This is a genomic window from Candidatus Mycalebacterium sp., from assembly GCF_977828045.1.
Genome location: NZ_CDWCUL010000013.1, coordinates 30,067 through 50,635, shown reverse-complemented (window position 1 = coordinate 50,635; position 20,569 = coordinate 30,067). Strand labels below are relative to the sequence as shown.

Here is a 20,569-nt window from a genome sequence, read left to right as displayed (position 1 = left end):
AACCTATGCGGCGTTTTTTTGTCTTAATAGCGCTGTTACCTCTCGCCGGTTGCATCGGCTCCTATGTCCCGCCGGACATCAACAACGCGTGTGCGATTCTCAAAGAGAAACGGGGCTGGTATGGCGATGTCTTGAGAACGGAGAAAAAATGGGGCGTTCCCATACCTGTAACGATGGCGTTCATTCGTCAGGAATCAAGTTTCAGAAAAAGAGCGAAACAGCCGAGAAGAAAAATCCTCTGGATTATTCCATGGAAAAGAGTCTCATCCGCTTCGGGATACTCGCAAGCGGTCAACAAAACATGGAAACAGTATTTGAAAGAGACGAAAAAAGGCGGGTTTACAACGCGCCGTTCGGACTTCAAAGATGCCGCCGATTTTATCGGGTGGTATAACGGCAAAAGCACGCGGCTTCTCAGAATAGACTCACACGATGCCTACAATCTGTATCTCGCCTACCACGAAGGCTGGACGGGATATCGCAAGGGAACGCACAAAAAAAAGCAATGGCTGATTGAAACCGCGCGAAAGGTTGAGAAGCGCAAAAAATCCTATGCGGCGCAACTTGCGCGCTGCCGTAACCTCAGAACAAAATGGCTTGGCATATTTTAGTGATGCCGCATGTTGTGAATGTATGAGACAACAAACAACACAAACCCTATGGAAAAAAGTACAACGTGGCTCATCTCCATTTGGCCGGACAGCAGACAGACGACAAGTGTGGCGGCGACAAGCGGACCGCCGAGACGGTCGGCAAGATAAAACAGGAAAGCGAATTTTTCATTTTTATAGCTCATTGCTCAATTTCTCCTTCTTCTTGCGCACCGGAAGTCAAAGAAGGAGTGCGCGTTGTTTCTGTGATTTCAGTTCCCTCTTTCAGTTCCCTGTTTATTCCGAGTTTTTCAAAACGGCGCCCTTGAGGTCTGACCTTTTGCTCAAATGAGCCGACGGCGCTGTTGTAATGTTTTGTAACCGAGCCGATGCTTTTGCCTATGGATTCAAAATGCGAATAGAAGGTCTCAAACCGCTTATACAGTTCCTCTCCCGCCTCTCTAATCTGTTCACTGTTTTCAGACGCCTTTTTCTGCTGCCAACCGAAAGCGATGGCGCGTAAAAGCGCGAAAAGCGTGTTGGGAGTTGCAAGGACTACCTTGTTTTCCATCGCTTTTTCCTGAAGATCGGGGTCATGTTGCAGTGCAACCGACAAAAAATGGTCGCCCGGGACAAACAAAACAACAAATTCGGGCGAATCTTTCTGCGCCTCCCAGTACGCCTTTTTTGAAAGCTTGGAAACTTCGTCTTTTATATTTTGTGCGTGTTTTTTGAGAAGATCTTTTGCCTGTTGCTCATCGTTCGATGACAAGGATTCCAGGTAGGCGTTAAGATTTGTTTTGGCATCCACGACAATCACACCGCGTTCGGGTAAATGAACAATCATGTCGGGACGCTGAATTTCGCCATTGTCGGTTGAGTGAACCTGTGTGTCAAAATCACAATGCTCAACCATTCCCGCCAATTCGGCAATTCTTTTGAGGGTCATCTCGCCCCATCTGCCGCGTACATCTGAGCGGTTTTTAAGAGCTTGTTCCAAATCATATGCCTGTTTGGAAACCTTTTCACCCGCTTTAAGCACATTTTCCAACTGCGTTTTCAACTCAATATGCTCTTCGCCCTTCGTTTTAAGAACACTCTCAAACTTGCTGATTTGTTCCTTAAACGGTTTAAGAGTTATTTTCTCAAACTTTTCACTTTTATCGTCAAAAATTTTATTGCCAAGATTTTCAAACTCTTTTGTGAGACGCTGTTCTGAGTCTTTCAGGGCTTTTATCTCACGCTCATGCGCCTCGCGCTCTTTGACGATTGCCGTTTCAAGTTTGGCGATTTCAATCTTTTGCTCGGTGTTTTCGGTGTTCTTTTTTCTATACGCAAGATACGCAAGAACGGCGGAAATGACACTGACGATGGCGATGACGATGGCGATAATCAAAAAAATTTCCATTTTCGGCTTTTTCTCTTTCAGTTATTATATCAACTTCTGAACAATGGACGAAAAATCTTGTTTCATCGCTCTAAGTTTTATTAAAGGGCTCGGCAATGTTCTCATCAGCAATCTGGTTGCGGGGTGCGGCTCGGCGGAAAATGTTTTCAAAGAGGCGCGAACGCCGGGCGCTCTCACGCGGATTGACGGAATCGGCTCGGAAACCGAAAAACTTGTCAAAAACTTTTCTGACTGGCAAAAAGTGGAAAAAGAGGTTTCCGAAGCCCGAAAGCGGAATTTTGAAATTATCACTCTCTCGGACAACCGCTATCCGGAAAATCTGAAACAGATTTATTCCGCGCCGGCGGTTCTCTATGTTTTCGGCGAGATAACAAAGCGGGATTCGCTCGCGGTCGCGATAGTGGGCTCGCGTTCTCCGTCAAAATACGGAACGGATTCAACTGCGTTTCTGTCCGCCGAACTTGCGGCAGTTGGAGTTTGCGTCGTAAGTGGAATGGCAAGAGGCATAGACTCAGCGGCTCACAAAGCGGCGATAAACGCGGGCGGGCGCACGGTCGCAGTCCTCGGAAGCGGGCTTGACTTCATCTACCCACCGGAAAATCACGAACTCTACAACAGCATCGCGAAAAACGGCGCCGTTATTTCGGCTTTCCCGCTTGGAACTGAGCCCGACAAAACAAATTTCCCCGAACGCAATTCAGTCATAAGCGGGCTTTCACTCGGCACAGTGGTGGTGCAGGCGGCAAATAAAAGCGGCGCTCTCATAACGGCAAAATTGGCTCTTGAGCAGGACAGAGATGTGTTCGCTGTGCCCGGAAGGATTGGAGAGACCATGAGCGAGGGAACAAACTCCCTTATCAAGAGAGGCGCGAAACTGGTTGAGAACGCGAGCGACATAACCGAAGAGATCGCTCTTCTGAAACATCTGAAAAACGGTGCGGACGACACATCCGATCAGAACAGGGAAAAATTTGCCGCACTGTCTGAAGAGAAGAAAAAACTTCTTGAGTTAACACGCCAAAAACCGCTCCACATTGACGAAATAGCGAAAAAAACCGGAAAGCCCGTATCCTCGGTTTCCACTTTTCTGCTTGAACTTGAAATGGAGGGGTTGATGGAGCAACTCGAAGGCGGACTTTATCAGTCAAAGGTTTAAGAAACACCGGCAATAAGAACTGCGGAAATATCTCTACAAGCCAAAAACAAGAACCAGCATACCGTCTGTTATTTTTATATCTTTGAAAATCGCGTGAGCGATCTTGCCGGTTTTGCCGCTTTTTTCCAACTGGTAAACCGGTTTTTTTGTAAAAATCTCCAGCACTGCTTCCCCTATAATCTCACGGACGATTTTTTCAGTTTCCGCCGGAAGCCCCTGAAGTTCAAATTTTTTCAGGCTGAGATTGGTGAGATAGACCGAGCCCGTTTTGGAATCGTAATGAATTTCGGTTTCTGCGTAAACCCTGCTTTTCAGCGTCTCAACGCCCGTCAAAAAAACGGAAATTGAACAACCAACCCCGATAAAATCGTTGCCTTTTTCAAGCCGCACTTGCGGTTCTGAAAGAACGGTTTTGAAAAGAATGAGATATCTTTTTTCGTGGGGAAACTGCTTTTCCAGACGGGTTTGAATCTGTTTTTCAGTAATGCGGACTTCAATCTGCGGCTTGGCGACAATGAAGTATGCCGCCGCCGCGATTATCACAACAAGAATAATTAATAAGACTTTCTTAAAACCCACGCGTCCACGCTTTAGTTGAGATAGTATTTCAAACTTAGCGCCGCGCCCCAGAACTGATCGCTTTTAAGTGTGGTCTGGTAGGTAACGATGTTGCCCCTTCCAAGATCATCAACGTCGGTCGCGTCCGGATCAGTAATGGTTGACCTGTGGCTTCTGAGCGTGTCCCACTGCTCTCTGTCGCCTTCAATGTCTCCAAAGTAAGCCCAGCGAAGTTTCAAACCTGCGGAAAGTTTCTTGGACAGCGCGTAGTCAAACCCGAGCAAGACCTGAAAGCCGATAGTGGAATCCTCGTGCGTGTTGTTTGCGTAACTGACAACGCCTTCCAGAATTTCAAGCACGCAGTCATTGGTGGCGGTGGGTTCGCAGTCGGCGACGGCGGCGCCTGGATGCCCGTTACTGCCGTCGGCTGTGTCTCCACCATTGTTCCTCTGAAAGAAATGGACCAAATCAAACTTCGTTCTGGACCACCCCAACCCTCCTCCTATGTAGGGAGTGATGCTTGAGTTGTCCAGGTGGAAATCGTAGTAAACATTGGCGAAAAGATTGTGAGACTCAACATCTCCGAGTTCCCCGTATGACAAACCTCCGAACTCCGACACAAATTCAGGCGATTTGGGCCCGCCAAAGTCGGGGTCAACTTTTTCGTTAAACTCGTTATTGCGGTAAAGATATTCAATCTCCGCCCTGAGAGGCAGTCCTGTGATTTTGGATACTCCGACGGTAACGCCGACCGTGTGGCCGAGGCTTGTGCCAAAGTCATGCTTCCAAGTGGAACTCCCGCCGGAACAGCCACCGACCCCAGTGGTGGTCCGGAGGGCCGAAAAATTGGCGGCGCTGGACGGGACAATCCCATCGCTTCCGGCGTAGTGGAGGTCACATCTGGACGGCACATCGTTGTCGGAAGTCTCAAACTCGGCCGAAGCAAGGGAAAATCCCGCGTCCAAACCGACATACGGAATGTTGCTCGCCGAGTCCTCAGCTACCTGAGCCTGAGCGATAGCCGAAGCGGACAGCGCGAAAACCGCGCAAATGACAAAATATCTGATAATTGAATTCATGATGGAATCCTCCCCTGTCTTGTTGTTTGTAATTATAAACCAAATACTAATTAAAATTGCCTACTCTCTTCTTAATAGCAAGACCTTTTACACGCATCAAAGCATCCTATCCACAAAGAACTACCAAAAGACCTGCCAAATCTTTTTTCTATGCTACGAACAGCATCGCACTCATCGGTACAATGATTATCACATCTTCCCCATTCCTTGTGAGTCCGGTTGTTATTCTCATCTTTTCTTCGGTAATTTGGGCGCGATGGGAACGATTCTTTTTTCTCTAATTTCCATTCCTCTGCTACATTTTTCATTCTAACAACTATTTGTTCCTTAACCCTTTTGTCTCCAGATTCAAATCGAGAGACTAAGATTTTTAATGATTTTGCTATCTCTTTGATGGTGTTTTTATCTCCGTCTTCCAACATTGTAGCGTATTCTCTTAACTCTCTCGCCCGTAACTCCCTCGCCCGCGAACCTATACTCATCACACCCCCTCTTGATATTTCATCTATTTCCTGTTGTTTTTCTAGTTTTGTCGCCTCTTTTCTTAATACAGTAATAATCCTCTTGGTTGCTTCTTTGTCTCCTGACTCCAATCTTGTTATTTCTCTTTCCAACTCCGTGACTATTTCCTTTGTCACCTGTTTATTACCTTTTTCTAACAAAGTGATCTTCTCTCTGAACTCGGAAGCAGAATTGACCGAAGATACACTGCCTGAACACCCTACAACTAACAGTAATGCCACAATACAAAATATGACATTTACCCTACTCTTGTTCATTAACAAACCCATTTTAATAATTGAGGAGTAAATTGTACGGAATCACAACCAAACATAACTAGCGCGAATAAGAAACAACGTCCATCTTTTTTCAAGTGGTTTTAAGCCTCGTGGAGAAGCCTCACGGTCGGTTAGTAACGGTCAGCTCAACACATTACTGTGCTTACACCTCCGTCCTATCAAACTCGTAATCTCCAAGTGACCTTAAGGGGACTAAAAGTCCCGGGAAATCTAATCTTGAGGGGGGCTTCCCACTTAGATGCTTTCAGCGGTTATCCCTTCCGCACATAGCTACTCAGCGCTGCCGCTGGCGCGACAACTGATACACCAGAGGTGCGTTCACTCCGGTCCTCTCGTACTAGGAGCAAATCCTCGCAAATTTCCTACGCCCGCTACAGATAGGGACCGAACTGTCTCACGACGTTCTGAACCCAGCTCGCGTACCGCTTTAATTGGCGAACAGCCAAACCCTTGGGACCTTCTCCAGCCCCAGGATGCGATGAGCCGACATCGAGGTACCAAACCTCCCCGTCGATGTGAACTCTTGGGGGAGATTAGTCTGTTATCCCCGGCGTACCTTTTATCCGTTGATCGATGGCCTTTCCACACAGAACCACCGGGTCACTAAGGCCGACTTTCGTCCCTGCTCGACCTGTCGGTCTCGCAGTCAAGCTCCCTTATGCCTTTATACTCGAAGCCCGGTTTCCAATCGGGCTGAGGGAACCTTTGCACGCCTCCGTTACTCTTTAGGAGGCGACCGCCCCAGTCAAACTACCCGCCTGACACTGTCCTTGATCCGGATAACGGACCTAAGTTAGAACTCCAGAGTTGCAAGGGTGGTATTTCACTGATGTCTCCACCCTGCCCAAAAGCAGGGTTTCACAGACTCCCACCTATTCTACGCAAGCAACACCAGAACTCAATGCCAAGTTGCAGTAAAGGTGCACGGGGTCTTTCCGTCCCGTAGCGGGTATCCGGCGTCTTCACCGGAACCACAATTTCGCTGAGCCTTCGGCCGAGACAGTGCGGCGATCGTTACACCTTTCATGCAGGTCGGAACTTACCCGACAATGAATTTCGCTACCTTAGGACCGTTATAGTTACGGCCGCCGTTTACCGGGGCTTCGGTTCCGAGCTTCTCCCACCGAAGTGGAATGACAAGTCCCCTTAACCGTCCGGCACCGGGCAGGTGTCAGGCCCTATACGTCGGCTTGCGCCTTTGCAGAGCCCTGTGTTTTTGGTAAACAGTCGTCACCGCCTTGTTACTGCGACCCGCCTCCGCTCCAACCGAAAAGGTCTTCACGTAATGCGGGCACCCCTTATCCCTAAGTTACGGGGCTAATTTGCCGAGTTCCTTAGCCGAAGTTCTCTCACGCGCCTTAGTATTCTCTACTCACCTACGTGTGTCCGTTTACGGTACGAGCACTCAGTCGTCAACACTTAGAGGCTTTTCTTGGAAGCATGGGATTGGTCACTTTGTGGGGCACGAATGCCCCTCGTATTCGCTTCTCGAGGTTAATGAAAGAACGGATTTTCCTGTTCCTTCCCTCTACCAGCTTAAACCGGGTAATCCAACACCCGGATGACCTGCCCTTCTCCGTCCCCTCGTCGCTCGGACTAAGTGGTACAGGAATATTGGCCTGTTTTCCATCGACTACGCCTTTCGGCCTCGTCTTAGGTCCCGACTAACCCTGGGAGGACGAGCCTTGCCCAGGAAACCTTAGGTTTTCGGCGAAGCGGATTCTCACCGCTTTTGTCGCTACTCATGCCGGCATTCTCACTTCCCGACGGTCCAGGTCTCCTCACGGTAACCCTTCAATCCGACGGGAACGCTCCCCTACCGCTGCCCGACCGGCGAACCGGTCGGACAACCCGCAGCTTCGGCACCAGACTTGAGCCCCGATTCATTTTCGGCGCAAGTAAGCATCGACCAGTGAGCTGTTACGCTTTCTTTGAAGGATGGCTGCTTCTAAGCCTACCTCCTGGCTGTCTATGCTTACTTACCTCCTTTTCCACTTAGTCTGGATTTGGGGGCCTTAGCTGACGGTCTGGGCTGTTTCCCTTTTGCCCCTGGAACTTATCTCCCAGGGACTGACTCCCACGCTGTCCAACGCGGCATTCGGAGTTTGACTGGGGTTGGTAGATCTCTCGACCCCCTAGCCCAACCAGTGCTCTACCTCCGCGTTGTATCACATGAGGCTATACCAAAATATATTTCGGGGAGAACCAGCTATCACGAACCTTGATTAGCCTTTCACTCCGATCCACAGCTCATCCGATAGGTTTTCACCCCCTAAACGGTTCGGGCTTCCACAAAGGTTTTCTCTTCGCTTCACCCTGGCCATGGATAGGTCGGTTCGCTTCGGGTCTATTGCCAGTGACTTGTCGCCCGTTTAAGACTCGCTTTCGCTTCGGCTACACCTCTATCGGCTTAACCTTGCCAATGACAATAACTCGCCGGCTCATTAGGCAAAAGGCACGCCGTCAGACATTCCCGGAGCAAGCCCCGGGCATAGTCCTCCGACTGGTTACAGGCAAACGGTTTCAGGTTCTATTTCACTACCCTTATCGGGTTACTTTTCACCTTTCCCTCACGGTACTAGTTCACTATCAGTCAGCAGCACATATTTAGCCTTGGAAGGTGGTCCTCCCGAATTCCTCCAACATTTCTCGTGTGCCGGAGTACTTGGGAATTCGACACGGAAGTTCGAAAGTTTTCGCTTACGGGACTCTCACCCCCTATGGTCCGGTTTTCCAACCGGTTCTGCTAACTTCCGAATTTGTAACTTCCGCAGAGGTTTCACGGAACCTCTGAAGTCAAACCCCGTAACACCGTATGAGCAACGCCGTGTCTTGACACTCATATGGTTTAGGCTGTTCCCCGTTCGCTCGCCGCTACTAGGGGGATCTCGGTTGATTTCTTTTCCTGAGGGTACTGAGATGTTTCACTTCCCCTCGTCTGCTTGACGCCGCTATGTATTCACGACGCCATAATCGGGTTTTGCCCGATTAGGTTTCCCCATTCGGAGATCCCCGGATCAAAGCGTGTTTAGCCGCTCCCCGGGGCTTATCGCAACTTACTACGTCCTTCATCGCTGTCTGCTACAATAGGCATCCACCGTTTGCCCTGCGTATCTTGTCCACGAGGCATAAAAACACTCGAAACAAGATGGCGCGTTGTTTCTTATTCGCTCAGCTATATTCAGTTGTCAAAGAACGCCTTTCGCGCAAAGTTGAGCGAAAGGGAAACGGGATTGTATCAGGGTTGCAGGGTGTGTCAAGTGTTAAAAAACGGTTCAATGCCGACTATGTTGACTGCGTAGCCAAAGCGGGTTTGTCAACTTTCCTTTATAATTCCCTAAAATAATCCACATGTCCTCTAAAACCAAATTCGGCATAACCGCGCCCGTTCCCGGAATTCCCGTCCACGAACTCAACATAAAATACTGACTGCTACGTTAAATCTATGTAGTATTGAGGCTACAATCTAACAGCGGGCGACTTTGTACGGAACAAACAAAACCCCGTTGAGGAGGCATAAGGATGAAAAACACACTCTTAAAAAACGGAAGCATTGTGCTTTCAGTTTTGCTTGCGTTGATGGTGCTACTTGCCCCGCAGGCAGTAACGGCGGATGAAGATGGCGATGTCGCTCCGGCACCGCCGTCAATAGGGGCGGATATTCCACTGACATATTTTGGTCCCGCGCCGTCTGATGTTCAGCGCGAACTCATCGGACCATACCAACTTCTGAAGTCCGGAAAAATGGACCTGGATGCGGGAACCATCAAACTGCCGCTTTACCGCGGGGTTATGGGAAGAAGCGATGTCTGGTATGTCGTTACCGACACCACGGACAAGTTCAACGCCGAAGGATTGGGAATCAACCACTCTCCCAAACTGAATTACGCAAGTATCGGCAAAGCGGTCAGAACCGCCACTCTTATAAAGGACGAAAAAAATAACCCCGTGCTGGAATTCAAGTCCGGCAAGGTGGATTTTTCTCCGAAACGCGAAGTCGTTCCGGGCAAGGCGCCCAACTTCTTCCCGCCTCAGAAAGCAAAACCCGGCTCCGTGGGAGACAAGGACTATTCCCCTCTCGTGCGGGTGGTCAACGCCGGAGGGCATATCTACAACGCTCCCGTTGTTGCTTTCGGGGTCAAAGCGGAAAAGTTGAACATCTTTTGCGAAGGGAAACCCGACCACTCGATTGTTCACGACAAGGTTGTTGCCATCTGTCCGCGTGAAGGAACGGTAACCTTGGAACTGACCGCAGGGTTCAGTTTTGCGCGTCCCGTTCTGTATGTTTCCACGGAAGGCTCCGACCCCGTGGTTGCAACGCTTGAGGGAGCGACCTACACGCCCGCTCTGGCTGATGTTCCGACCGGAGGAGATGACAGTCTTTTCAGCGCGGTGGAACGCATTTTCGTTGCGGTGAACGGGCCGACCGGCAAAGACAACCCCCAGCGGCAGGGGCTCAACAGCGCCCTTTCGGACGGACGGACGCCGCTTAACGTTCTGGGCGGCATTCCCACAATCGCAACGGACTACAGTCCACTGTGGGACTTGAATCCGTTTGTGTGGACAAAAGAGGCAGTCCGTAAAGGATACCGTTCCCGCTTGACCGAGGAGTTTGACATTCTCGGCAAGGTGGAAAATGGCCATCTTGTGGGTCCGGGTGGCGAATTCGGTTCAATCGGGGTTGTTGTGAACTGCCCGATAGTTTTCCGTTTTCTGTAGAACGGGCGGTGTGAGAACGGAGCATTGGCGAAAAACGTATTCTGCACTGCAATAAACTGCATTGACGGGCGGGTTCAGTTGCCCGTTATTGAGTATTTGAAGGAACGGTTCGGCGCGGACTATGTTGACTGCGTAACCGAAGCGGGTGAAGACCTTATTCTGTCCAGGCACGAGCCCGCACGGGTTGAAGCGACTCTTCGGTGCGTTCAAATCTCAATAGAAAGACACGGCTCAAAACACATGGCAATCGCCGGTCATCACGACTGTGCCGGAAATCCGGTTCCGAAGGAAAAGCACATTGAACAAATCAGAGAATCCGTGCGGTTTCTGAAAACGCAGTTTCCCGACATTGAAATTATAGGTCTGTGGGTTGATGAAAACTGGAAATCCAATGAGATTTAGGCGATTGACTCTGCGATTTCATCAAGCGTTTTTACCGGATCGTCCGACTGCGTAATCGTCCGTCCGATAACGAGAAAATCCGCGCCTTTTTCAATCGCCTCTTTCGGTGTAACAGTCCTGCTCTGGTCATCCGCATCCGCGCCCGGAAGGCGCACTCCGGGAACGATTAGTTTGAATCTGTCACCGAATTCTTTTCTAATCGGTTCAATCTCATTTCCCGAACACACAAGCCCGTCCGCCCCGCCTTTTTCGGCGGTTTCGGCAAGCCGCAAAACGGCTGAAACCGTGTCGGTCGCGCCCAAAAGTTTCTTCGCCTCCGCTTCATCGTGGCTTGTCAAAACGGTTACGGCGATGACTTTCGGCCTCGGCAAATCAAGTTTTTCGGCTCCCTCCGCCGCCGTATCGCGCGCGGTTTTTATCATCTTTTCCCCGCCAAGCGCATGGACCGTGAACATATCAACATTCAGGCGCGATATGCGCGAAACCGCGCCCGCAACCGTGTTGGGAATATCGTGAAATTTCAGGTCAAGAAAAATCCCACCGCCGCATTTGTCCTGCAACCACCCGACAACCTTCGGACCTTCGGCGAGAAACATCACCGGACCCACCTTATATGCGCCCACCCTTCCCACACAGCCCAGCGCAAAAACCGAAGCGGTGTGAATTGACGGGAAATCAAGCGCGAGAATAAACCTGTCTTTAACAGCGCTCATGGCGGGCAATTATACACGGTCGCCGCGTAGTTTCAGCGTTTGAAACGCCTCAATAACCGTGACAATCGCCTCCACATTGGGCGCGGCAACACCGTATTTGCGGGCGCGGCGCAAGGTTTCAGAAAAAATTATGTCAACCTCCATCGGTCTGCCGGCAAGAAAATCCAAAACCGTGCTTGAACTGTAATCCTCCATTTGCCGGGTATTCTCCATCATTTTTGCGACCGTCTCGTCCGCATCAATGGTTTCAGTGCTTCCCGTAGCGCGCAAATCCGCATTGGCAATTTCCACAATTTCGCGTTGAGCATTTTCAACCTGCGAGCAAAGCGTGGGACTGCCCATAATAAACTGCGTTGATTTGCCTCCGTATAAAACCCCTATTCCACTGAACGGAACATTCCAGCACTGCTTTATCCATCTGTCTCTGAGAATGTTGTTCGTCGTCAAAACCTCCACCTTCGCGCCGTCCCAAAGCGCTTTTGCCTCTTTGGTTTTTTCCGGCTCGCCACGGAAATGCCCGACCGTAACCGCGCCGTAGTCAAGATGGCGCACGGCTCCCAGGTCTCCCCTGTTTATGCACGTGAACGCTATGCCCGAAAAAATATTCTCATGTGCGAACCATTCGGAAAACCACTCTTCCATTCCTATTCCGTTCATCAGAACAAGCAACCGTGCGCCGCTTGTCGCAACCGGTTCAATGAGTTCGCGTGCGGAGTCAAGCGCCGTGCCTTTGAGCGCGCAAATAATCCAGTCCGCGCCGCCGATTTCCCGGCTCTCGCGGTGAACAAGCGGCTTTTCAATCCGAAAATCGCCGTCTTTGCTTTCAACCGTGAGCCCGCCTTTTTTGAGAGCGTCAAAATCGCGGCGCGCGAGAAAATGAACCTCGTTGCCCGCTTGAGCGAGCCGCGCGCCGTAATAAAGTCCGACCGCACCGGATCCTATGACTGCTATTTTTTTCACCCTTTCAACGCCAAATAAACGGCCGTGCCAAGTATGTTTGCCACCGAAAGCGGCAGGAGAACCTTCCACCCGAACGCCATAACCTGGTCTGAACGGAAACGCGGCAACGTCCACCGCACCCAGATAAAGAAGAAAAGTATCACCGCAACTTTTCCAAGAAAAACTATCGGCGGCAGATACCAATGCGTGTCAATGTCAATCCCGCCCCACCCGACAAACGGAAGTGGATACCAACCGCCCAGATACAGAGCTGTGATAAGACACGAGGCAACTATCATGTGAGTGTATTCCGCCATGAAAAACATCGCGAATTTCATTCCGCTGTATTCGGTGTGATAACCGCCGACAATCTCCGGCTCGGCTTCGGGAACATCAAACGGAAGCCGGTTTGTCTCGGCAAAGGAAGCGATGAGGAAAATTACAAACCCCAGAAACTGAGGAAAAATGAGCCATGAACCGCTCTGATACTCAACGATTTCATTTATTCTAAGTGAGCCGACAAGAACAAAAACCCCTACAACCGAAAGCCCGAGCGCGAGTTCGTAACTTATCATCTGCGCAATCCCCCTGATTCCGCCGATGAGGGAGTATTTGCTGTTTGAAGCCCATCCGCCCAGAATCACTCCGTAAACGCTGAGCGAACTGACGGCGAACACATAGAGCACGCCCGCGTCTATGTCCGCAATTTGAAAACTGATGAAAACAGACGCCGGAAGCAGACCCATCAAATCAGTCTCAACCCCGCGCCCGATTGGAATGACTGCAAGCGCGGCGAGTGCGGTAACGAGCGAAAAGGCGGGTGCGAGCGAATAGATGACCTTGTTCGCGCCGGCGGGAACGGTGTCTTCCTTGAACATGAATTTTATTCCGTCCGCAAGCGGCTGGAGCAACCCGAACGGGCCCACCCTGTTAGGTCCGAGCCGGTCTTGAATAAGCGCGCTCACGCGCCTTTCAGCGTAAGCCATGTAGGCAACCGCAGTCAGCACCGCGCCGATTAAAATCACCGATTTAACGGCGGCAACAACCCCTTCAAACAGTTGGCTGTCCGGCGACATCGGTTTTCCTTTCCAGTCCGAGAAAATCTATCAGGTCGTAGTCCATGCGCTCATAGGGTTTAAACCTCGCGGCAATCTCGCCCATGATTTCGGCGGGTGAGCCGTGGAAGAACTGCTCCGGTTTTGAACCGCCCAGACGCAGTAGCGCCTCCCAATCCTGAAGAGCTTCGCCCGGGCAGTCAAGCGTTTTGCGGATTCTCTGCACCCTGCCCCTGTCGTTTGTAAAAGTCCCGTCTTTTTCATACGGAGTGGCGCCCGGAAGCAGGAGGTGGGCAAGACGCGCAGTTTGTGACAGGCGTGTGTCAAGCACGGCGAGAAAAGAAAGCCGTCCGAGCGCGTCCGTAATCTCTCTTACGGTGTGATTCGCGGTGAAACGCAGCAGGTCTTCGTGGGCGACAAACATTGAGTCAAATTTACCGTCAACCAAGTCGCTTATGAGTTTTTCAATCTCGCCCGCGCCGGTTTTTATTCCCAAATCTCCGGCGCCCGAACTGTTGGGGAACGGGTCTGAACTGATGAGCCCGAATTTTTTCTCTCCGGTGTGTTCACCTGCGGAGCAAACAAGACTCTCCGCGCCGAACTCTTCGGACAGTTTTAGAACGATGTATAACTCCTCATTTGTGAGGACGGCCGAGCAGACAAAAGCGGAATTGCCCGCACCGGATGAGAGGCCATATTGAAAATCTCGCACGGCGCGCTCCCATGAAATTTGCTCATAGCCGCCCGCGGGGTCTTTTGCGATGGGAATTTTGAGCCTTTTTTCAGGCGTCTGAACGCCGCCGAATTCAAACCTGCCCCTGTCGCATATCCAATGCCCGTTGACCTCTTCATTGACTCTGGGGCGAATGCGCATGATTTTGCCTTCGCGCAAGTTCGCGCCGACCGTTATGTTGCAGCCGTTGCTGCAAAGGGGGCAAACGGTGTCCGTTTTTTTCGTGTACCAAACGCGCTCGCCATGAAGCGAGTCTTTGGAAAGCAGTGCGCCGACCGGGCACAGGTCTATGACGTTGCCCGACAGTTCGTTGTTGAGTTCCCTGCCGGGAAAAACGGTGATTCTTTTGCGAAAACCCCTGTTGTCATAACCGAGTTCGCCGGTTTTTGTGACTTCGTCCGTAAAGCGAACGCATCTTGTGCACATTATGCAACGGTTCGGGTCGTGGAGTATTCTCTCTCCGAGATAGTATTTTTTTCTGACCTTTTTCTCTTCGGGCGAGTCAAATCTGCTGTAATTCCTGCCGTGCAAAACGGTCGTCAGCTGAAGGGCGCACTCGCCCCCCTTGTCGCAAACGGGGCAGTCAAGCGGGTGATTTATAAGGGTAAATTCCGAACATGCGCGCCGTGCCTCAATCGCTTTTTTTGATTTTGTGAAAATCTCCATACCGTCCGCAACATACATATTGCAGGCGGGCATAACGCGCGGGATTCCCTTGACTTCAACAAGACACTGCCGACACTGGGCAACCACTTTTAAAGACGGATGGTAACAGAAATGCGGGATTTGAATGCCAACCCGCTCGGCGGCGGCGATAACGTTAACGCCGTCTTCAACTTCCAACTCTTTGCCGTCAATGACAACTTTGTGCATTTAACCCTTATTGAAGCCGCACGGGCTTGGTGGAAGGTTTATCCGCAATGTATCAGAGAGGGTGCGCGCCCGCAACTGTCATTGCCTCCGCTTTTCCTCATCGTCCGCGCTTGAGCCGTTTACGGTTTTTTCCACGCTGTCTTTGAGTTCATGCTTGAAAACCCTGAACTCCCGCAAGCCCCGGGCGGCGAGGCGGGCAAGTTTTACAAAATCATCGGGACCGAAAAAGAAAATCGCGACCAGACACACAAGCAGAATTTCCCCCATTCCTATGCCGAACATATCAATCCCCACCCCCCGTTACCGCGGACGCGGATGCGGACGTGGATTTCACAAAAAAAGTTGCCGCGGATGCAAGAAGGCAGAAACCTATCGCCACCCAGAACATCGGCTCATATCCTTCAAATGTGTCCTTGATGAGCCCGGCTGTGATTGGTCCGGTGAGCGCGGCAAGCGAAAAACCACTGCCGAAAAACCCGAATATGGCTCCAAGCTCTTTCAGTCCGTAAAGGTTGCCAAGAATGGTCGGGAAAATCGGAACCCAGCCGCTATAGAAAAACCCGAACAAAAAACCGAACAGGTAAAACGCCCATTCGCCGTTAAAAAACAGAACTAACAAAATCGTGCAGGACTGAAGCATGTAACACATCAGCAGAATTCTTTTTTCCTGAACAAACCGCAATACGTAACCTGAAAAAAATATGCGCCCGAAAATGCTGCCAACACCGACAAGGGCGGGCGGAATCGCCGCCTTGAAAGTATTGAGCGAAAAGAACCCCATGTTTATTGCCGTGCTTGAATCAAGTCCCGAATCCTTGCCGAAATGATAAAGGTTGATTATCACAATCAAAAATGTGTTAAAACCCGCCCAGAAAACAAAATACAGTATCCAGAAATCTCTACGGCGAATCACGTCCATCGCTCTGGTGCTTCCGGCGTCCGGGTCGGGTTCATTCGCTTGCGAATCTTCCCCGACGGGAGAATAACCCAATTCAGAGGGGTCTTTTCTAAGGACAAGCCCGCCGCAGAACGAAATCACCAGAACTATCGCCGCGGTAACAAAAAAGGCTTCCCGAAGACTGAAAGAATGAATCAGCCATGCGCTGAGCGGCGAAAGGACAAGCCCGCTCACGGGAACCCCCGTTGTCGCTATGCCTATCGCGAACGCCCTGTTTTTTTTGAACCATCTGCTGATTATCGCCACGGGTAACGTGTAGAACGCGCCGTCTCCGAGCCCGACAAGAACACCGTAGAAGATATAAAGTTCAAATATGCTGTCCGCGAACGCGGAGAGAAAAAGACCGATTGAGACAATCACTCCGCCCGCGATAATCAGGTATCTGGGTCTGTATTTTTCAGCGAGTTTGCCCGCGAGCGGCATTGAAACGGCGAGCGTAACACAGCGTAATGAAAAGATTGACGCCACCGCCGTTTCGCTGAGGCGCACGGATTCGCTCAAATACGGTTTGAATACTCCGAAGGTGTAAAGAAGAAGCCCGTCGAGAAATATCAGAAAGAATGAGGCAACGACAATAATCCAGCCGTAATGGATGTTCCTCAAAGGCATTTAACCGTTTCCGCCGGATTTGACGGATTTGGAAATATCTTCCGCCGCGCTTTTTTCAGGCAATTCCTTTTCGTCTCCGGTTTCCATATCCCTGATTTTCACAACGTTTTTTTCCATCTCGTCGGGACCGATTATCACCATAATCCGCGCGCCCGACTTGTCCGCCCTCTTTATCTGCCCCCTTATGCCGGACGCAGAATGCTCGATGCGTGTTTTCACACCGCGCCCGCGCAAATCCGCGCACAGCGCGAACGCCGGGTCAAAGCAGCCCTCTCCTATCCAGCCCACAAATACATCAGCCCCGCTCCCGCGCTCATGTCTTGAGCCCTCAAGCAGAAGAGCCGCCCTTTCAACCCCTATTGCGAACCCTGTTGCCGGAGTGGGCGAACCGCCAAATGTTTCAACGAGCAAATCGTAGCGCCCGCCCGCCGCAACCGCGTTCTGCGCCCCAAGCCCCTTCGCCGCCTTCACCTCAAAAACCGTGCGCGTGTAGTAATCAAGCCCTCTGACGATTTTTTCATTCACGGCAAACGGCACCGAAAGAGCGGTGAGCCGCTCCTTCACTTCTTCAAAATGGCGCGCGTTTTCAGCGGAGAGAAACTCTGACATCACCGGAGCATTTTCCATCAGCGCCGAGCAGTCCGGATTTTTGCAGTCAAGCGCCCGGAGAGGGTTTGTTTGCGCTCTTCTCGCGCAGTTATCGCACAGGTTTTCCTGAAGGGGCAACAGAAATTGCGTGAGCGCGTTTTTGAAAGTGTTTCTGTCATCGGGGGTTCCTATGGAGTTAATCTCAATCTCCAAGCCGTCCGTGATTCCCGCTTCGGTGAAAAAATGCCACAGCATCAAAATGGTTTCGCAATCCTCGGAAGCCGCGCCGGAGCCGAAAAACTCGGCGCCTATCTGGTGGAACCCCCTCATTCTGCCCTTCTGGGGCCTCTCGTGCCTGAACATCTCGCCCGAATACCACAGCTTTTGAGTGCCCGGAGAATTGTGCAGAGAGTTTTCAATAAAAGCCCTCACGACTCCCGCCGTGCCTTCGGGGCGCAAAGTGATTTCGGAGCCGTCTCTGTCCGTGAACGAATACATCTCCTTTTCAACAAGGTCGGTGGTTTCGCCCACGCCTCTTGAATACAGGTCGGTAAATTCCAGAACGGGCGTTCTGATTTGCGAAAATCCGTAAAGTTCAAAAACCCGTGCGGCAGTTTCTTCAAGAAAACTCCATACCCCGGAGCGTTCCGGTAGAATATCAACGAATCCCCTGATGGATTTAATATCGGTTGTAGACATTATGAAAACAGACCCGCAAGAACGGTTTGACCGTCCGTGATTATAGCGGTAAAATCAGGGCTCTATCAACTGTCCCTTCCTCTCTCTCAATGCGGAAAATTCTAAATTCACCCCGGATTTGCTACATAGCCAGCCCGGAACTTTTTTCCGGGGGCGCTTACGGGGTTCACGCAATGGAAATGTGCAAAGCGTTTGCCAAACTCGGGGTGGAGTTTGAAGCCGTTGTTCCGGGAAGTTTTGAGGCGGACGAAATTTTTGAATACTACGGGGTGGAAAAACCTTTCAATCTGAAATCCCTGCCGCTTACAAAATACAAGGGGCGGCAACTTGCTCACGGGCTCGCGGCGGCTTTTCACGCTTTTTCAAACAGGCGGAATTTTGATCTTGTTGTGACCCTGAACATAATCTGCGCATCCGTTCTCACTGCCATGGGAATTACGACCGTTTATGACGCGCACCATCCACCCGTCAATACCGCGACTCGCCTGCTCTTCAAGTCTTTTCAAAATTCGCGTGCTCTCGCGGCGGTTTCATTTAACAGCGGGGGATTGCGCCGAATATACCTGCGGGGCGGGCTTGCCAAAGAAAAAACCGTTGTCGCTCACAACGGGGTTGAAACGGAGGATTTTGAAAACCGCCCGTCTCAAGCGGACATAAGGAAGCGGTTGGGTCTTCCGGCGGACAAAAAAATTGTGTGTTATTGCGGAAACACATACGCAGGCAGAGGGATTGAAAACCTGATTGACATCGCGGGGGAAATGAAAGACGCGCTTTTTCTTATCGTCGGCGGACGCGATGAGGATAACGCGCCGTATATTGAAGCCGCCGGAAAAAAGGCGCTTGATAATTTTGTTATGAAGGGTTTTGTTCCCCATACTGAAGTGCCTGCCTATCTGCTTGCTTCGGATCTGCTCGTGCTTCCATACACCGAACACATAACCATAAAAGGCGGAACAAAAGCCGCGGAATTCACCTCACCGATGAAACTTTTTGAGTATATGGCGGCGGGCAAACCCATAGTGGCGGCGGCCATACCCTCGGTTGCCGACATTCTCAAAGATGGAGAGAATTGCGTCATGACCGCTCCGGGAGACGTGCGGGGGTTCGCGCTCGCGGTTCGCCGTTGCCTTGACGATGAGGGATTTTCAGAGAAAATCGGGAGCGCGGCGCGGCAAAAAGTCGGCGAGTACACATGGGAAAAAAGAGCTTCCACAATTCTTTCATTTGCTTCGGCGGCAACGGGAAAAATTCAATGATTCCGGGCGCGAGAAAACCCCGCGCGGCGGCGCTTCTTCTTCTGGCTTTTGCTCTTGTGTTTTCACCACCGGCGGCCATTGCACAGAGCGGTGAGAACGTATCCCCCGCTCCAAAAAAAATTGCCAGCAAACAGTTTCTTAAAGACAGCGCGATTTACTACGGCTCAATATGGGCGTTCAGACTTTTTTATGTCCGCAACAAAAACGAGCGGATATACAACACTTCGCCGTCAGCATGGTGGGACCATATTTCTCAGGCGCCCGAAACCGATGACGGCGATGAGTTTTTCACAAACTACGTTGTGCACCCCTTCGCGGGGTATGTGTCTTACCTGTATTACAATGAACTGGGGTATGGATTTTGGGGCTCGGCGCTGGGCTCGGCGCTTCAAAGCACACTTTTTGAATACACGGTTGAGGGGCTTGTTGAAACCCCTTCGCTTCCCGACCTCATCTCCACTCCGGTGCTCGGAACAGTGTTCGGTTTCGCGGCGTCAAATCTTTCAGATTTTCTGATTGAGATTGACAAACCTGCGGCGACCTTCTTCGCCCATCTCATCAACCCCATGAGAAACTTTGTGAAAAACGGACGGGTCGCTCTGATAAATCCGCTGGCGGGGCGTTTCGAATATTTGCAGAGTTTTGACATATCGCATGTGCCGTGGAAGGACCTCGCAATTGAACAAAACTCTCCGCACTCATTTTACTCCGCGCTGCCGAGGGGTTATGCCGGAGCGCGGCTTGAAGTTTCCGGCGCGCAGGACTCAACCGGGCAGATAGTTCTCTACGACATCAGGGCGGAACTGCCGTCAAACGACTATCGCAAAAGTCTATATGTGATTTTCAACCAGTCGGGAGTCAACAACTTTCACTCACCCAGAGACGGCTATGAACTTTCAAACTTCCGGCTCGGCGGAAAATATGCGTTCGTAAAAACGCCGGAATACTGGCTGGCGGCGGGTTTTGAAACCCATCTGCCGACAATCTACAAAGACAATGTGCGGCGGCTCGAAGGAATCAAAAACCGTTACAGGCGCGACCTTCCGGTTTATCTGCGGGATTCCTACGCGTTTACGCCTTTTGCGGGCGCGGGCGCAAATATCGGAGCGCTTTCATTTGAAACAAACGCCGCCTTCACTCTTGTGAAAAAAGCGGAGGATTTTGAGGGAGATGAATCGGAAAAAATTCTGAAATACGGAGTCGCGCTGAGTCTGGCGCTTCCGGTCAATATCGCCGCGCGGGTGTCCGCGGAATTTTCAGGAAACAGGATTATTTCGACGAGAAGCGGGAATAAAAACAGCTCCTACTTCACAACCGGAATACGGCTGGGGCGTTTCTTTTCCCCTTCGGTGGCTTTGCAGATTCCGGTTTCAGGACACGATGACAACACGGTGTCGCAAACTGTCATAACGGAAATTCAGCTTCGTTTCTGAA

18 protein-coding genes and 1 rRNA gene are annotated in these 20,569 nt (G+C 50.9%); 6 read left to right on the top strand and 13 right to left on the bottom strand.

Annotated features, from left to right (window positions below; genetic code table 11):
- The first annotated feature begins 5 nt into the window (after nucleotides 1-5).
- A complete protein-coding gene (locus ACY430_RS04445) occupies nucleotides 6-611 on the top strand; it encodes a transglycosylase SLT domain-containing protein (protein WP_462137687.1) in 606 nt (201 codons plus the stop codon).
- Here the strand turns inward: ACY430_RS04445 and ACY430_RS04440 are convergent.
- Together ACY430_RS04440 and ACY430_RS04435 are read right to left on the bottom strand one after the other, a co-directional pair.
- Nucleotides 608-796 (bottom strand): hypothetical protein, encoded by a 189-nt coding sequence (locus ACY430_RS04440; RefSeq protein WP_462137686.1) that lies wholly within the window; start codon nucleotides 794-796, stop codon nucleotides 608-610. The genes ACY430_RS04445 and ACY430_RS04440 overlap by 4 nt on opposite strands.
- Nucleotides 793-1,998 (bottom strand): DNA recombination protein RmuC, encoded by a 1,206-nt coding sequence (locus tag ACY430_RS04435; protein ID WP_462137685.1) that lies wholly within the window; start codon nucleotides 1,996-1,998, stop codon nucleotides 793-795. Before ACY430_RS04435 ends, ACY430_RS04440 begins: the two co-directional genes overlap by 4 nt.
- Nucleotides 1,999-2,041: 43 nt before the next feature.
- On the opposite strand from ACY430_RS04435, the gene dprA reads away from it, so the two are divergent.
- Nucleotides 2,042-3,154, top strand: a complete 1,113-nt coding sequence (dprA, locus tag ACY430_RS04430; protein ID WP_462137684.1) for a DNA-processing protein DprA — start codon at nucleotides 2,042-2,044, stop codon at nucleotides 3,152-3,154.
- Nucleotides 3,155-3,187: 33 nt separating this feature from the next.
- On the opposite strand, the gene ACY430_RS04425 is transcribed toward dprA, so the two are convergent.
- The 4 genes from ACY430_RS04425 to ACY430_RS04410 form a co-directional block, all read right to left on the bottom strand.
- A complete protein-coding gene (locus ACY430_RS04425; protein WP_462137683.1) occupies nucleotides 3,188-3,733 on the bottom strand; it encodes a DUF1439 domain-containing protein in 546 nt (181 codons plus the stop codon).
- Between the two features lie 11 nt (nucleotides 3,734-3,744).
- Nucleotides 3,745-4,791, bottom strand: a complete 1,047-nt coding sequence (locus ACY430_RS04420; protein ID WP_462137682.1) for an outer membrane protein — start codon at nucleotides 4,789-4,791, stop codon at nucleotides 3,745-3,747.
- Nucleotides 4,792-4,862: 71 nt separating this feature from the next.
- Entirely contained in the window at nucleotides 4,863-5,582 is a 720-nt protein-coding gene (locus ACY430_RS04415; RefSeq protein ID WP_462137681.1) for a hypothetical protein, read from the bottom strand.
- A gap of 98 nt (nucleotides 5,583-5,680) precedes the next feature.
- A 23S ribosomal RNA gene (locus ACY430_RS04410) occupies nucleotides 5,681-8,712 on the bottom strand.
- Nucleotides 8,713-9,113: 401 nt separating this feature from the next.
- Between ACY430_RS04410 and ACY430_RS04405 the strand changes: the two genes are divergently transcribed.
- Complete coding sequence (locus ACY430_RS04405; RefSeq protein ID WP_462137680.1) at nucleotides 9,114-10,310, top strand: hypothetical protein; 1,197 nt, start codon at nucleotides 9,114-9,116, stop codon at nucleotides 10,308-10,310.
- A 24-nt stretch (nucleotides 10,311-10,334) separates the two neighbouring features.
- Nucleotides 10,335-10,712, top strand: coding sequence for a carbonic anhydrase (locus tag ACY430_RS04400; protein WP_462137679.1), 378 nt, complete (start codon nucleotides 10,335-10,337; stop codon nucleotides 10,710-10,712).
- On the opposite strand, the gene pyrF is transcribed toward ACY430_RS04400, so the two are convergent.
- The 7 genes from pyrF to hisS form a co-directional block, all read right to left on the bottom strand.
- The gene (gene pyrF, locus ACY430_RS04395; RefSeq protein WP_462137678.1) at nucleotides 10,709-11,425 is read right to left on the bottom strand and encodes an orotidine-5'-phosphate decarboxylase; all 717 of its coding nucleotides are present in this window, start codon (nucleotides 11,423-11,425) and stop codon (nucleotides 10,709-10,711) included. The two genes, ACY430_RS04400 and pyrF, sit on opposite strands and share 4 nt — an antisense overlap.
- A 9-nt stretch (nucleotides 11,426-11,434) precedes the next feature.
- Nucleotides 11,435-12,385 carry a 2-dehydropantoate 2-reductase gene (locus ACY430_RS04390; RefSeq protein ID WP_462137677.1) on the bottom strand — a complete coding sequence of 317 codons (951 nt, stop codon included), beginning with the start codon at nucleotides 12,383-12,385 and terminating at the stop codon, nucleotides 11,435-11,437.
- Nucleotides 12,382-13,440, bottom strand: coding sequence for an NADH-quinone oxidoreductase subunit NuoH (nuoH, locus tag ACY430_RS04385; protein ID WP_462137676.1), 1,059 nt, complete (start codon nucleotides 13,438-13,440; stop codon nucleotides 12,382-12,384). Before nuoH ends, ACY430_RS04390 begins: the two co-directional genes overlap by 4 nt.
- Nucleotides 13,415-15,025, bottom strand: a complete 1,611-nt coding sequence (locus ACY430_RS04380) for an NADH-quinone oxidoreductase subunit G (protein WP_462137675.1) — start codon at nucleotides 15,023-15,025, stop codon at nucleotides 13,415-13,417. Before ACY430_RS04380 ends, nuoH begins: the two co-directional genes overlap by 26 nt.
- Nucleotides 15,026-15,103: 78 nt before the next feature.
- A complete protein-coding gene (locus ACY430_RS04375) occupies nucleotides 15,104-15,307 on the bottom strand; it encodes a Sec-independent protein translocase subunit TatA/TatB (RefSeq protein WP_462137674.1) in 204 nt (67 codons plus the stop codon).
- A gap of 1 nt (nucleotide 15,308) precedes the next feature.
- Nucleotides 15,309-16,592 (bottom strand): MFS transporter, encoded by a 1,284-nt coding sequence (locus tag ACY430_RS04370; RefSeq protein WP_462137673.1) that lies wholly within the window; start codon nucleotides 16,590-16,592, stop codon nucleotides 15,309-15,311.
- Nucleotides 16,593-17,879 (bottom strand): histidine--tRNA ligase, encoded by a 1,287-nt coding sequence (hisS, locus tag ACY430_RS04365; protein ID WP_462137672.1) that lies wholly within the window; start codon nucleotides 17,877-17,879, stop codon nucleotides 16,593-16,595.
- Nucleotides 17,880-17,968: 89 nt separating this feature from the next.
- On the opposite strand from hisS, the gene ACY430_RS04360 reads away from it, so the two are divergent.
- Nucleotides 17,969-19,135, top strand: coding sequence for a glycosyltransferase family 4 protein (locus ACY430_RS04360; protein ID WP_462137671.1), 1,167 nt, complete (start codon nucleotides 17,969-17,971; stop codon nucleotides 19,133-19,135).
- Nucleotides 19,072-20,568 carry a DUF3943 domain-containing protein gene (locus tag ACY430_RS04355; RefSeq protein ID WP_462137670.1) on the top strand — a complete coding sequence of 499 codons (1,497 nt, stop codon included), beginning with the start codon at nucleotides 19,072-19,074 and terminating at the stop codon, nucleotides 20,566-20,568. Before ACY430_RS04360 ends, ACY430_RS04355 begins: the two co-directional genes overlap by 64 nt.
- Nucleotide 20,569: the final 1 nt, after the last annotated feature.